Genomic DNA, 12,026 nt, shown 5'->3' on the forward strand with positions numbered 1-12,026 from the left:
ATCCTGGGGAATGTTCGTCACAGCGCTGTCGGCGACGCTGGGTTTACAGATCGCCAACTGGGCGACGACGAAAATCTAAACTCTCCCCTCCCCCCGCGCGCATCGCGCGTGGCGGGGAGGGGTCGGGGGTGGGGGGTGGCGCGGCGTTCACCGAAGCAGCGGTTCCTGCCGATGCACCCCCCACCCCCGACCCCTCCCCACCGCTTCGCGGCGCTTCGCGGGGGGAGGGGAGAACCGCATCATCGGGGAATGACGAAGTCGGGATGGAAGCCTACCTCGGCTGCGGCACGATGCGCAAATAGGGTTTCGGCGCTTTCCAGCCCTGCGGATAGATGACCTTGGCCTCGTCGTTGCTGACCGAGCCTGCGATGATGACGTCGTCGCCCTGCTTCCAGTCGGCCGGGGTGGCGACGCGATGCTTGGCGGTCATCTGCAGCGAATCGATCACCCGCAATATTTCCTGGAAGTTGCGCCCTGTTGTCATCGGGTAGACCAGCACCAGTTTTATCTTCTTGTCCGGCCCGATGATGAAGACGTTGCGGACGGTCTGGTTGTCGGCGGCGGTGCGCGTGGCGGGGTCGCCGGAGGTCGAAGCCGGCAGCATGTCGTAGAGCTTCGAGACCTTGAAGTCGCTGTCGCCGATCATCGGGTAATTCGGCGCCGCGCCCTGGGTCTCCTCGATATCCACAGCCCATTTCGTGTGGTTTTCGACCGGATCGACGCTGAGCCCGATCAGCTTGACGCCGCGCTTGTCGAATTCCGGCTTCAGTTTGGCCAATGCGCCGAGTTCGGTGGTGCAGACCGGGGTGAAATCCTTCGGGTGCGAGAACAACAGCGCCCAGCCATTGCCGATCCAGTCATGGAACTTGATCTTGCCTTCGGTGGTTTCGGCCTCGAAATCCGGGGCCACGGCGCCTATCTGGAGAGCCATATTACGACCTCATGTTATTCAAGTTGCAGATGAATTTTGCGATTTTGATATATACGGCAAGACCGCCAAACGGAACCGCTGCAGGCAAAAAGTGTAGAAAAGGGTAGATCTTTCTCTCTTGTGTAAAATCCCTGGCATCTTCTTTCGATTCCAGCGTGTGCGGCGGAAAAACCACAGCCGCATTGAAACCCCGGCTTGCCCCGGTTTTGCCGCATCTCGGCCGCATCGCCGCCCGACCCGGTTGCGAACCCCCGCGCCCTGATCGCAGCGACAGATTGGCAACCATCCAAAAAACACCCAATCCGAGTTTCGATTCGTTAACTACGCGTTTACGCCCGCAATGAAATGCTGGCGAAGAACAAGAAACCGACCAGAACCAGAAACTGAAAAGAGCCTCCATGTCTGCCTCACGCGTAAAGCCAACCGAACCGACCAGCGCCGTCGAACCATCGAGGATTTCCTCCAGCGATGGCGCAGCACTCGCACTGGCCGTGGTGCGCGACGGCGTGATCACCGGCGAGGGTCCCACCACCAAGGGCCGCGTTCACTTTTCCCGCGAACTGGACGCCGATGACGCCGCCTGGTGCGCGCGCATCCTGACCGCCAGGGCGGTCGAGCATCAGCCGGTCAGTCGGGCCGAAGCCGAAGCGCTGTTCGAGATCAACGAGGCCGCCGCCGAGCGCAGCGACGACGGAGTGTTCGACGATCTGTTGGCCAAGGCCATCGTGCACCACGCAGCCTCCGCCTCCGGACTGCCGGTGCCGCCGCGCACCGTGGCGCTCGCGCCGGAAACCGCGATCGAAAGCTGGGCGCCGACCCACGCCGCAGGCGTCGACACCGAAGTGCTGGAATGGATCGCGAGCCAGATGCGCGGCAAGCGCAACAGCAACCTGACTTTGATGCGGCTGGTCGCCACCATCGTCGGCATGGCGACGCTGCCGCTGGTCCAGCTGCCGAACGTGTTCGACATCGGGATGTGAATTCAGCGTTTCTTGTTATAGACGTCCAGGCACACCGCGCCGAGCAGCACGAGGCCCTTGATCACCTGCTGGTAGTCGATGCCGATCCCGAGTATCGACATGCCGTTGTTCATCACCCCCATGATCATCGCCCCGATCACCGCGCCGCCGACCCGGCCGACGCCGCCATAGGCCGAAGCTCCGCCGATGAAGCAGGCGGCGATGACGTCCAGCTCGAAGCCCAGGCCTGCCTTCGGCGTCGCGGTGTTGAGCCGGGCCGCGAACACCAGGCCGGCAAGTGCGGCCAGCACGCCCATGTTGACGAAGGTCAGGAACGTCAGCCGCTCGGTCTTGATGCCGGACAGTTTCGCGGCCTTGGCGTTGCCGCCGACCGCGTAGATCTGCCGGCCCACCGTGGTGCGCGAGGTGATGAAGGCGTAGACCCCGATCAGCGCCATCATGATCACCAGCACGTTGGGCAGGCCGCGATGCGAGGCGATCAGATAGGTGAAATACAGGATCGCGGCGAACATCAGCGCGTTCTTGAAGACGAAGAAGCCGTTGGGCTCGGCCTCGATGCCGTGGCTCATCTGACGGGCGCGGGTCTTCAGGTTCATCACCACCAGCGCCGTTGCCAGCGCGGCGCCGATCAGGAGCGAGGTCGGGTAGAGCGCGCCGGCGTCCGGAAACAATTCGGGAATGAAGCCTGACGACAGTTTCTGGAAGGTGGGCGCGAACGGGCCGACCGACTGGCCCTGCAGGATGGCGAGTGCCAGCCCCTTGAACACCAGCATCCCCGCCAGCGTGACAATGAAGGACGGGATCTTGAAATACGCCACCCAGTAGCCCTGCGCGGCGCCGATCAGCCCGCCAAGCACGAGGCAGATGATGGTCGCGGCAATGAAGTTCACGCCATAGCTGACCATGAGTACGGCGGCGACCGCGCCGATGAAGCCTGCCACCGAGCCGACCGACAGGTCGATATGCCCGGTGACGATCACCAGCAGCATGCCGAGCGCCATGATGACGATATAACTGTTCTGCAGCACCAGGTTGGTGAGGTTGAGCGGGCGCAGCAGCGTCCCCTGGGTCACGATCTGGAAGAACAGCATGATCGCAAACAGCGACAGCAGCATGCCGTATTCGCGCAGATTGTTCTTGAGAAAGCCGGCGTGCTTGCGTTCTTCGGGCGCCGCCACGGTCTTGTCGGTCATGGCTGTCAGTCTCCCTTGCGCATGATCGCGCGCATGATCTTTTCCTGCGTCGCTTCGCTTTTCGCGAATTCGCCGACAAAGGCGCCTTCGTGCATGACGCAGATGCGGTCGCAGATGCCCAATAGCTCCGGCAGTTCCGACGAGATCACGATCACGCTTTTGCCGGCGTCGGCGAGTTCGTTGATGATGCAGTATATTTCATATTTGGCGCCGACGTCGATGCCGCGCGTCGGTTCATCCATGATCAGCACCTGCGGATCGGTGAAAAGCCATTTCGACAGCATTACCTTCTGCTGGTTGCCGCCGGAGAGTTTTCCGGCTTCCTGATAGACGTCATGGCAGCGGATGCGCATGCGGCTGCGAAAGTCGCTGGCCACCCGAAGCTCGCGGACGTCGTCGATGATCCAATTGCTGGCGACCGCGTCGAGATTGGCCAGCGTGATGTTTTTGCGGACGTCGGAGGCCAAAAGCAGTCCGAACTGCTTGCGGTCCTCGGTGACATAAGCAAGGCCGGCATCGATGGCGCGGTCCACGGTGGACACATCGACCTCGCGGCCCTGCAAGGTGGCATGGCCGCTGATGTTGCGGCCCCAGGATCCGCCGAAGATGCTCATGGCGAATTCGGTGCGGCCGGCGCCCATCAGCCCGGCGATGCCGACGATCTCGCCGCGCCGGACGTGGAAGTTGACGTTCTTGATCACCTGCCGGTCGGCATGCAGCGGATGATAGACCGACCAGTTCCGCACCGCGAATACGGGGTCGCCGATCTCGGGCACGCGATGAGGAAAGCGATGGCTGAGGTCGCGATCCACCATCTTGCGGATGATGCGGTCTTCCTCCACCGGGCCGCCGCCGCAGTCCAGCGTATCGACGGTGCGGCCGTCGCGCAGCACGGTGATCCGGTTGGCGACGCGCGCGACCTCGTTCAGCTTGTGCGAGATCAGGATCGCCGACATGCCCTGGGCGCGAAATTCCACCAAAAGCTCGAGCAATGCCGCGCTGTCGGTTTCATTGAGGCTCGCGGTCGGCTCGTCCAGGATCAAAAGGCGGACCTTCTTGGACAGCGCCTTGGCGATCTCCACCAGCTGCTGCTTGCCGACGCCGAGATTGGTGATCAGCGTGTCCGGCTTCTCGTCGAGGCCGACGGTAGCGAGCAGTTGCCGCGATCGCCGCTCGACGGCGTCGCGGTCGATCACGCCAAAGCGCGACGGCGGGTTGGCCAGAAAAATATTCTCCGCGATCGACATCAGCGGAATCAGCGCCAGCTCCTGGTGGATGATGATGATGCCGAGCGCCTCGGAATCATTGATGTCGCGGAAGCGCCGCTCCTCGCCGTCGAAGACGATGGCGCCCTCGTAGCTGCCATGGGGATAGACCCCGCTCAAAACCTCCATCAAGGTCGACTTGCCGGCGCCGTTCTCGCCGACGAGGGCGTGGATCTCGCCCTCCTCGACGGTGAAGTTGACATCGCTCAGCGCCTTCACCCCGGGGAAGGACTTGCTGATGCCGCGCATTTCGAGAATCGCATTCATCGCTTGGCCTGCAGCGGAAAGCGCGAGATCAATTGAACTGCGATTTCTTGTAGTAACCGCTGTCCAGCAGGATATGTTCCCAGTTGCTCTTGTCCACGGCTACCGGCTTGAGCAAATAGGACGGCACCACCTTGACGCCATTGTTGTAGGTCTTGGTGTCGTTGACCTGCACCGGCTTGCCGCTGAGAGCGGCGTCCACCATGTCGGCGGTAACCTTGGCGAGGTCGCGGGTGTCCTTGAAGATGGTGGAATATTGCTCGCCGCGCAGCATCGACTTGATCGAGGGGACCTCGGCGTCCTGGCCGCTGACAACAGGCATCGGTGTATCGCCGCTGCCATAGCCGACGCCCTTCAGCGAAGACAGGATGCCGATCGAGAGGCCGTCATAGGGAGAGAGCACCGCGGCCAGCTTCTTGTTGGTGTAGAAGGCGCTCAACAGATTATCCATGCGGGCCTGGGCGGTGGCGCCGTCCCAGCGCAAGGTCGAGACCTTGTTCATGCCGGTCTGGCCGCTGCCGACCACGAGCTTGCCGCTGTCGATATAGGGCTGCAATACCGACATCGCGCCGTCATAGAAGAAATAGGCGTTGTTGTCGTCGGGCGATCCGCCGAACAGTTCGATGTTGAACGGGCCCTTGCCTTCCTTCAGCCCGAGCGCCTTCTCGATCGACTGCGCCTGCAGCACCCCGACCTGGAAGTTGTCGAAGGTCGCGTAGTAGTCGACGTTCGCGGTGTTGCGGATCAGCCGGTCATAGGCGATGACGGTGATGCCCTTGGCCTTGGCCTGGCTGAGCACGTCGGACAGAGTGGTGCCGTCGATCGAGGCGATCACCAGCACCTTGGCGCCTTTTGTTACCATGTTCTCGATCTGCGACAGCTGGTTCGGGATATCGTCCTCGGCATATTGCAGGTCGGTATCGTAGCCGCGCTCCTTCAGCACCTTCACCATGTTGTCGCCGTCGGCGATCCAGCGCGCCGAGGACTTGGTCGGCATGGCGACCCCGACGGTGGGTTTGCCCTGCGCCAGCGCCGGGCCGGCGAGGGCGATCGCGGCAAGGGCAAAGGCCGATAGCGTCGTCTTGATCAGGTTCATGTCTCACTCCCATGATGTTGGTTTTGGACGCTCGGTTGAACGTCAATTCGCGTTTTTCGCAGCGTCTTTCGCAGATGTGCGGTTCGGCTGCAACCCATGTCAACAGCTTTCCTAAACGTAATCGAACAGGGCCATGAAGCCGAAATCCATGTGCAGCTGCTGGTGGCAGTGGAACAGGGTGCGGCCGGGATTGTCGGCGACGAAGTCGACCTCGACCTCCTGGTAGCCGCCGAGCATGACGACGTCCTTGATGACCCCTGCGGTCGGTTTGCCGGCGATGCGGGTCAGCTCGAAACTGTGGCGATGCAGATGCACGGGGTGGATGTCGTCGCTGGCATTGCGCATGCGCAGGCGGTAGCGCTGGCCCTGGCGCAGGTGGAACATCGGATCCATTCTCTCCATCGAGAACGCCACGTCGTTGATGCGCCACTGGTTGAAGCCATCAAGGGCGGCATTGTTCTTGGTGAAGGTCATGTCGATGGTTTCATCCGGCGCCTTTGCGGTCGCGTCGGATTTGCCGAACCTGGTATAGTCCCATTTGAAGGGCGCCGGCTTGGTCCATACCGGTTTGCCGCTCTTGCCGGCATATTCGAGGACGATGCCCATGCCGTGGGCGCGATCGTCGTCGGCAAGATCGCCCATCACAAAGATGCCCGGATGGTTCATCTCGACGATGGCGGAGATGCGTTCGGCGGTGCCAAACCACAATACCGGAACCTTGACCGGGGTGGGAACGGGATTGCCGTCGAGCGCGATCACTTCGAAACTGTGGCCGGGCAGGGCCATGCTGCGGGTCTCGGTGGCACTGCCATTGACGATATGAAACAGCACCCGCTCGCCCGGCTTGACCCGGATCGGCTCGCCATGGCCGAGCATCCTGCCATTGATCGAGAACAGGCTGTAGCCGACCTCGAAGCCGTGCGGCATGCCCTTGGCGAGCGAGGCGTGCATCGCGGATTCGCCTTCCTGTTCGAGCGCCTCGATCCGTGTCGCCGGGGAGAGGAAGTCTATTTCCATATCGCCGCCGCGGCTCAGCGCCGGCTGGAATTCCTTGAGCATCAGGAACACTTCGCGGTCGTGACGGCCGGGGTCGTCTTTCGGCTCGATGTAGACGGTGCCGACCTCGCCGCCATACGTGCCTTTGGTCAGATCGGCGCCGGGAGTGACGTGGCTGTGATAGAAGCGCAGTCCCGCCGGCCCGGGCGTGAAGGCGATGCGGCGCATGCCATGGGCTGGAATGAACGGTGTGCCTTCTTCCGCTGCGCCATCGACGTCGACCGCAATGGTCTGGCCGTGCCAGTGCAGCTGTTCGGGCGTATCGGTGTCGTTCTGGATATCGACCACGACCTGCCTGCCTTCCCGAAAGCGCAGCAGCGGCCCGGGGAATTGGCCGTTATAAAGCGTGGTCGAAATAATGCGGTCCGGCGCCAGTTCGATCAGCCCGCTCCCGATCCGGATCGTGCTATCCGCCGCACCCTGCGGCGAGGCCAGGGAGCTTGCGGCAGGCTGGGCCTGCGCAGCCTTCGGCAGCGCCGCCGCGAGGGCAGCCATCCCACCGCCTCGCAGCAGTTCGCGACGCCCAATCGACATGCTGGTTTCTCCGGCCTTTTGGTGTTGCGACGTTCGATTGAGCCTCTCATTTTCGTCATCGAACGGCGACGGCCAAGTTTCCACAAATCACAACCATGACATCTGCCCTGCAATCCGGCACGGGACGTCATAAGCAAGAAAAAAAGGGCTACTTGATAGAGGGGGGCATTTGCGCTCCACTTACCCTCCCGAGAAAATGGGTTCTGGTCGTGTCAGGCGAACCGCGCTCTTTTCTTACCCTCCCCTGGAGGGGGAGGGTCGCTCGCGCAGCGAGCGGGGAGGGGTGATCTATCGCGGAAGTGAGATGCCTATGGTTTCAACAGCGGGCCACTCAAACACCGCCGCCGCAGATAGACTGTCACCCCACCCCGCCCACTACGTGGGCGACCCTCCCCCTCCAGGGGAGGGTAAGAAAGAAAACAGCCGGCTACTTGATAGAGGGCGGCATTTGCGCTCCACTTGCCCACCCGAGAAAATAGGTCCTGGTCCTGCCAGGCGAACCGCGCTCTTTTCTTACCCTCCCCTGGAGGGCCTGGAGGGGGAGGGTCGCTCGCGCAGCGAGCGGGGAGGGGTGATCTATCGCGGAAGTGAGATGCCTATGGTTTCAACACCGATCCGTCGAGCGGCCGCCAAACGACTTCGAGCCAACACCACACCGCAGGAGCGGACGCTATGGCGCGCTCTGAAAGAACTGCCGGTGGAAGGCACACATTTCAGGCGCCAGGCGCCGATCGGCCCCTACGTCGTCGACTTTTTATGCCCCGCTGCCTACCTCATCATTGAACTCGACGGTGGGCATCACAACGATGATGAAACGGCTGAGCGCGACCGCGAAAGGCAGCGTTGGCTGGAGCGAGAAGGATACCGCGTCGTTCGATTTTGGAATTCGGAGATCGCCGCTGATCTGACGGCCGTACTCGAACGGGTTTATGTGGAGTTGTACGGCTCGCGTGAGGCGGAAGTCGGGCCACTCAAACACCGCCGCCGCAGATAGACTGTCACCCCACCCCGCCCACTACGTGGGCGACCCTCCCCCTCCAGGAACCCTCCAGGGGAGGGTAAGAAAGAGCGCGGTGCGTTTTACCTCGCGCCTTACTTCGCCGCGGCTTTTTGTTTGCCGGCTTCCGCGTCTAAACCGACGGTGCGGCCGGCAAAACCCGCCGCATCGAAATAGCGCTGCGAGCGCACGCGCTGGTACTTCAGGATCGTCTGCAGGCCGTTGGCGGCCGGCTTGGAGACGAGTTTTGCGTCCACCACCTTCGGCGTGACGCCGTTCGGCAGGGCTTCCGACATGACCCGTCCCTGCAGTTCACCCACGGCGGAAGCGTGCAGACCGAGCAACCGGGCAACCGTCATGCCGACATCGGCGTTGCTGACCGGCAAGGCGTCGACATAGCCGGCCTTGAAGTCCGGCCCGATCGCCGCCATGAAATTCAGGGTGTCGCCGCGGCCAAAACTGCCGTGCATGCCCTGGCCCTGGCGCAGCACGGTGTCGGCGACTTCAACCGAACAATTGGTCGGCTCATTGCATCCCGCGACATAGGAGCGGAAGCTGACCACGATCGATGGCACAGGCGTCACCGCCTTGCCTTTCAGCGCAATCTCGGACATCGGCAAGGTGCCCGGGAGCGGCCCGAGTTTGTCATCGACAAAAATGCCGCTGACATAGTCCTGATCGAGCAGCGCCTTGACCGCGCGTTCCGCCAGTTTCTTGTCCTCGTTCGGCAGATAGATCAGGTCCGAGCCGCCATTGGTGGCGATGACCAGGTCGGGTTTGGCCGGATCGCTGCCGAGCAAGCCGTTGCCGGCCTTGGGGTGGGCGTTGTCGGCGACGCGGGCGTATCTGTCGTTGGGATCGTAGAGCGGCAGGTCGAGCGCTTTGGCGAGATCAATGGCGACAAAGCCCATCGGCAGGAAATTCGTCGGCGTATCGTCATAGGCAATCCTCGCCGAGGGACTGGTTTTGCTCTCCTTCGAAATCGTCGAGAAGCCGTGATCGGCCGCGATCATGACGTCGGTGGTGGCGGCGAGGCCGAGATCGTCGAGGGCCCGACGCAGCTGTGCCAGGTTGTTGTCGGCGTTCTTGATGCCGGCGAGCGAGGTCGGACCGTTGATGCCGGGCGTCACGCTGTTGAGGCTGTCGCCGTTATTGTGCTGGCTGCCGTCGGGATCGCGCGACCAGAATACCAGCACGAATGGCTTGTTGCGGGCCTTGAACATCGGCAGCACGACCTTGCTGGCGACCTCGGCGAAATAAGCCTGCTGCGCGGTATTGGGCACCAGCGTGCCCGGCGTCCTGGCGTCGCCGGCCTTGCCGTTGTCGCCGCGCGCGGGCGCCGCCAGCGCAAGGCTGGCCTTTGTCAATGCGGCCTGCATTTCCGGCGAGAGGGGTACGCCGTCCTTGCCGCCGGTGGAATCGTCGAGCACGATCGAATGCAGGCCATCGGCGCCGATCTTGTCGGTCGAGTCGAAAATCAGGGTGGGGCCAAGCTTGCCGATCGCAGCCGTGCTGAAACCCTTGGCGCGGGCCATCTTCAGGATGGTTTCCTCGTTCAGATAATTGCCGCCGAAATGCTCGTCGGCATCGATAATGACCGGGTCGACTTCGAGAAAGGGCGTGACGGTGCCGTTGGCCGGCGCGACCGGATAACCGGTGTAGATCGTGTTGCTGAAGTCGCCGGTATCGCCGAGGTAATGGCCGGTGGCCATCGCCGAGGCGTTGGCGGTGGTAAAGGTCGGGAACAGCGAGTGCGGATTCTTGAAATTGACGCCCTTGTCGCGGACCTCGGCCATGGCCGGCGCGGTTTCCGGCGTCACCATCAAGGCGCGCAGTCCGTCCGGTACGAACAGGATCAGGTTGCGCGGCGCATCCTTCTGCGCGGAGGCATGGCCCGCGGACAGCAAGGTCAGTCCCGCGGACAACAGCACGATGGAGCGGCGCATGAAGGTCTCCCTGGGAGGCGGATGTCCGGCCTTGGTTTAGTTTTGGTCTACGACAGACTTGTTACACCGCGCCACGCGCGATGCGCGTTAGGGGGAGGGGAGCTTTGCTGGGCCGCAGCGGCGCTAGCCCGGCGTTTCCTGGATGCTAATCATATCGAGGCTTGCGATGCTGCGCTCCCTCTCCCGCACTTCGCGGGGGAGGGTTGGGGTGGGGGAAGCTCCGGGCGAAAATCTATCGATCGGGTATCGCGGCCACAAGCGTAACCAACACCGCCGATGCCGCGCCCCCACCCCGCCCTCCCCCGCGAAGAGCGGGAGAGGGAGCGAGAGGCCAATGCTCGTGGCCCTGAAATGACAGGTTCCTCCAGCCCATCGCTGGCGCGAATGCGGGCACCGCCATCCCGCGTACGGGCGGCGGGGAGCCGGAGGGCGCAAAAACGGAGGGGTTGACACCGTGAGAACAAAAGAGGAACATCCCCCTCCGGTCAACCCTGGAACTGCTTCATGTCCTCTGGTTCACAACTGAACAAGCAGGACGGCGACGGACTGGAGGCTGCCGTGGATCAGGCCATCGCGGCCTGTGGCGGCGACCTGCGCTCCACGATCCGGGCCTTGGTCGTGGCGAATGAATTCCTGGAGACCGAAGTGGGCGAACTGATGAAGGCCGTCTCTCATGCCTATGTGCGCGGCAGATTTCATGCCTATTCCGGATAGGAGCGGCGCATGGCGCAAGCGACCTGCTTCGTGGCGCTGCCCTTCGTCGCCGGCGATGATGGTATTGCCGCGGGTGAGCCGATGGAATGCTTCAACCCGGTCGCAGTCGTCCTGCGCGCCGAAGCGCTGTCGCGCCAACCCGGTCATGTCGGCGCCGTGGCCTTCAGCCGGACCGGCGATCCGGCGACCGGTGACTTCGGCGACGCCGAGATCATCCGGAAATTCGGCGAGGTGCCGGACGACCTGAGTGCGCTGTAGAGACTGGCAGACGGCGTGCGCTGGACCGCAGGATCATAAACGTGCTCTGTTCCCAGCAGGAATGGAACATTCCGGGAGATGATCCGATGGCGTGGCGTTTCATGGTGTTGGCGACGGCGGCGTGTGTGATGTTTTCCGCGGCGCCTGACGCGGCGCGGGCGCAATCGGATCAGCAAGAGCTCAAGCTCGTGACCCCGCCGCTCAGCCTCTACCGAAATCAGATACGGCCCTTGGCCGACGCCCTGCCGGTGCCAGCCGGATCCAGCAGGGAGCAGATCCTGCATGGCGATCGCGTTTTCCATGGCGAGGCCGCCAACGGCCAGTGCAGCGTCTGTCATGCCAATGACGGCAAGGGCACACCCAACGGCAATGACCTGACCGCCGGCATGTTCGTCTGGAGCGACGGCAGCGTCAAAGAGCTCAAGCGGACGATCCTGCACAACATGGAAGTGGCCCCCGGAAGGGACGGCGACCTGGAGCCCGCCGATGTCGACGCGGTGTCAGCCTACGTCTGGGCCATCAGCCATCAGTAGCCCTCGCCCATCCGACATCGATGACGTCTCGACTGTCAGCCGCGCACCGCGCTCTTTCTTACCCTCCCCTGGAGGGGGAGGGTCGCTCGCTTGGACGAAGCAGCGCTTCGACCAAGCGAGCGGGGTGGGGTGACAGTCTATCTCCGGCGGCGGTGCTTCATTGGCTCGACTTCCGCCTCCCGCGAAACGAGCGCGCACCAGCAGGGCGCCCACAAGGGGCGCCCCTACGTCATCTCGATATTTGTAGGGGCGACCCTTG

12 protein-coding genes are annotated in these 12,026 nt (G+C 62.9%); 5 read left to right on the forward strand and 7 right to left on the reverse strand.

The features are described from left to right. Positions 1-271 precede the first annotated feature (271 nt). The gene (locus ABSG20_RS18175) at positions 272-931 is read right to left on the reverse strand and encodes a peroxiredoxin (RefSeq protein WP_423865895.1); all 660 of its coding nucleotides are present in this window, start codon (positions 929-931) and stop codon (positions 272-274) included. Between the two features lies 1 nt (position 932). Beyond that, the gene (locus ABSG20_RS18180; protein ID WP_423865896.1) at positions 933-1,331 is read right to left on the reverse strand and encodes a hypothetical protein; all 399 of its coding nucleotides are present in this window, start codon (positions 1,329-1,331) and stop codon (positions 933-935) included. Between ABSG20_RS18180 and ABSG20_RS18185 the strand changes: the two genes are divergently transcribed. Next, positions 1,330-1,911: a hypothetical protein gene (locus tag ABSG20_RS18185; RefSeq protein WP_423865897.1), complete on the forward strand. Its 582-nt coding sequence runs from the start codon at positions 1,330-1,332 to the stop codon at positions 1,909-1,911. The two genes, ABSG20_RS18180 and ABSG20_RS18185, sit on opposite strands and share 2 nt — an antisense overlap. Positions 1,912-1,913: 2 nt before the next feature. On the opposite strand, the gene mmsB is transcribed toward ABSG20_RS18185, so the two are convergent. The 4 genes from mmsB to ABSG20_RS18205 all read right to left on the reverse strand — a co-directional run bounded on the left by mmsB (position 1,914) and on the right by ABSG20_RS18205 (position 7,319). Next, a complete protein-coding gene (gene mmsB, locus ABSG20_RS18190; RefSeq protein ID WP_423865898.1) occupies positions 1,914-3,104 on the reverse strand; it encodes a multiple monosaccharide ABC transporter permease in 1,191 nt (396 codons plus the stop codon). Between the two features lie 5 nt (positions 3,105-3,109). Next, complete coding sequence (gene mmsA / locus ABSG20_RS18195; RefSeq protein ID WP_423865899.1) at positions 3,110-4,636, reverse strand: multiple monosaccharide ABC transporter ATP-binding protein; 1,527 nt, start codon at positions 4,634-4,636, stop codon at positions 3,110-3,112. A 28-nt stretch (positions 4,637-4,664) separates the two neighbouring features. Then, complete coding sequence (gene chvE, locus ABSG20_RS18200; RefSeq protein WP_423865900.1) at positions 4,665-5,729, reverse strand: multiple monosaccharide ABC transporter substrate-binding protein; 1,065 nt, start codon at positions 5,727-5,729, stop codon at positions 4,665-4,667. 111 nt (positions 5,730-5,840) lie between these two features. Beyond that, entirely contained in the window at positions 5,841-7,319 is a 1,479-nt protein-coding gene (locus ABSG20_RS18205) for a multicopper oxidase family protein (protein WP_423865901.1), read from the reverse strand. A 598-nt stretch (positions 7,320-7,917) separates the two neighbouring features. Between ABSG20_RS18205 and ABSG20_RS18210 the strand changes: the two genes are divergently transcribed. Next, entirely contained in the window at positions 7,918-8,313 is a 396-nt protein-coding gene (locus tag ABSG20_RS18210; protein WP_423865902.1) for an endonuclease domain-containing protein, read from the forward strand. 98 nt (positions 8,314-8,411) lie between these two features. Here ABSG20_RS18210 and ABSG20_RS18215 read toward each other — a convergent pair whose 3' ends face one another. Then, a complete protein-coding gene (locus ABSG20_RS18215; protein ID WP_423865903.1) occupies positions 8,412-10,262 on the reverse strand; it encodes an alkaline phosphatase family protein in 1,851 nt (616 codons plus the stop codon). 504 nt (positions 10,263-10,766) lie between these two features. Here ABSG20_RS18215 and ABSG20_RS18220 point away from each other — a divergent pair. The 3 genes from ABSG20_RS18220 to ABSG20_RS18230 all read left to right on the forward strand — a co-directional run bounded on the left by ABSG20_RS18220 (position 10,767) and on the right by ABSG20_RS18230 (position 11,767). Continuing rightward, positions 10,767-10,976, forward strand: coding sequence for a hypothetical protein (locus ABSG20_RS18220; RefSeq protein ID WP_423865904.1), 210 nt, complete (start codon positions 10,767-10,769; stop codon positions 10,974-10,976). Positions 10,977-10,985: 9 nt separating this feature from the next. Then, the gene (locus tag ABSG20_RS18225; RefSeq protein WP_423865905.1) at positions 10,986-11,234 is read left to right on the forward strand and encodes a hypothetical protein; all 249 of its coding nucleotides are present in this window, start codon (positions 10,986-10,988) and stop codon (positions 11,232-11,234) included. Positions 11,235-11,320: 86 nt separating this feature from the next. Next, the gene (locus tag ABSG20_RS18230; RefSeq protein ID WP_423865906.1) at positions 11,321-11,767 is read left to right on the forward strand and encodes a c-type cytochrome; all 447 of its coding nucleotides are present in this window, start codon (positions 11,321-11,323) and stop codon (positions 11,765-11,767) included. Positions 11,768-12,026: the final 259 nt, after the last annotated feature.

The organism is Bradyrhizobium sp., assembly GCF_049512235.1.
In the GTDB taxonomy this organism is placed as follows: Bacteria; Pseudomonadota; Alphaproteobacteria; order Rhizobiales; family Xanthobacteraceae; genus Bradyrhizobium.

Excerpts from the sequence above, each read along its gene's own strand:
- ABSG20_RS18175 (WP_423865895.1), bottom strand. The coding sequence starts at position 931 with ATGGCTCTCCAGATAGGCGCCGTGGCCCCGGATTTCGAGGCCGAAACC.
- ABSG20_RS18185 (WP_423865897.1), top strand. The coding sequence starts at position 1,330 with ATGTCTGCCTCACGCGTAAAGCCAACCGAACCGACCAGCGCCGTCGAA.
- ABSG20_RS18180 (WP_423865896.1), bottom strand. The coding sequence starts at position 1,331 with ATGGAGGCTCTTTTCAGTTTCTGGTTCTGGTCGGTTTCTTGTTCTTCG.
- mmsB (WP_423865898.1), bottom strand. The coding sequence starts at position 3,104 with ATGACCGACAAGACCGTGGCGGCGCCCGAAGAACGCAAGCACGCCGGC.
- mmsA (WP_423865899.1), bottom strand. The coding sequence starts at position 4,636 with ATGAATGCGATTCTCGAAATGCGCGGCATCAGCAAGTCCTTCCCCGGG.
- chvE (WP_423865900.1), bottom strand. The coding sequence starts at position 5,729 with ATGAACCTGATCAAGACGACGCTATCGGCCTTTGCCCTTGCCGCGATC.
- ABSG20_RS18205 (WP_423865901.1), bottom strand. The coding sequence starts at position 7,319 with ATGTCGATTGGGCGTCGCGAACTGCTGCGAGGCGGTGGGATGGCTGCC.
- ABSG20_RS18210 (WP_423865902.1), top strand. The coding sequence starts at position 7,918 with ATGGTTTCAACACCGATCCGTCGAGCGGCCGCCAAACGACTTCGAGCC.
- ABSG20_RS18215 (WP_423865903.1), bottom strand. The coding sequence starts at position 10,262 with ATGCGCCGCTCCATCGTGCTGTTGTCCGCGGGACTGACCTTGCTGTCC.
- ABSG20_RS18220 (WP_423865904.1), top strand. The coding sequence starts at position 10,767 with ATGTCCTCTGGTTCACAACTGAACAAGCAGGACGGCGACGGACTGGAG.
- ABSG20_RS18225 (WP_423865905.1), top strand. The coding sequence starts at position 10,986 with ATGGCGCAAGCGACCTGCTTCGTGGCGCTGCCCTTCGTCGCCGGCGAT.
- ABSG20_RS18230 (WP_423865906.1), top strand. The coding sequence starts at position 11,321 with ATGGCGTGGCGTTTCATGGTGTTGGCGACGGCGGCGTGTGTGATGTTT.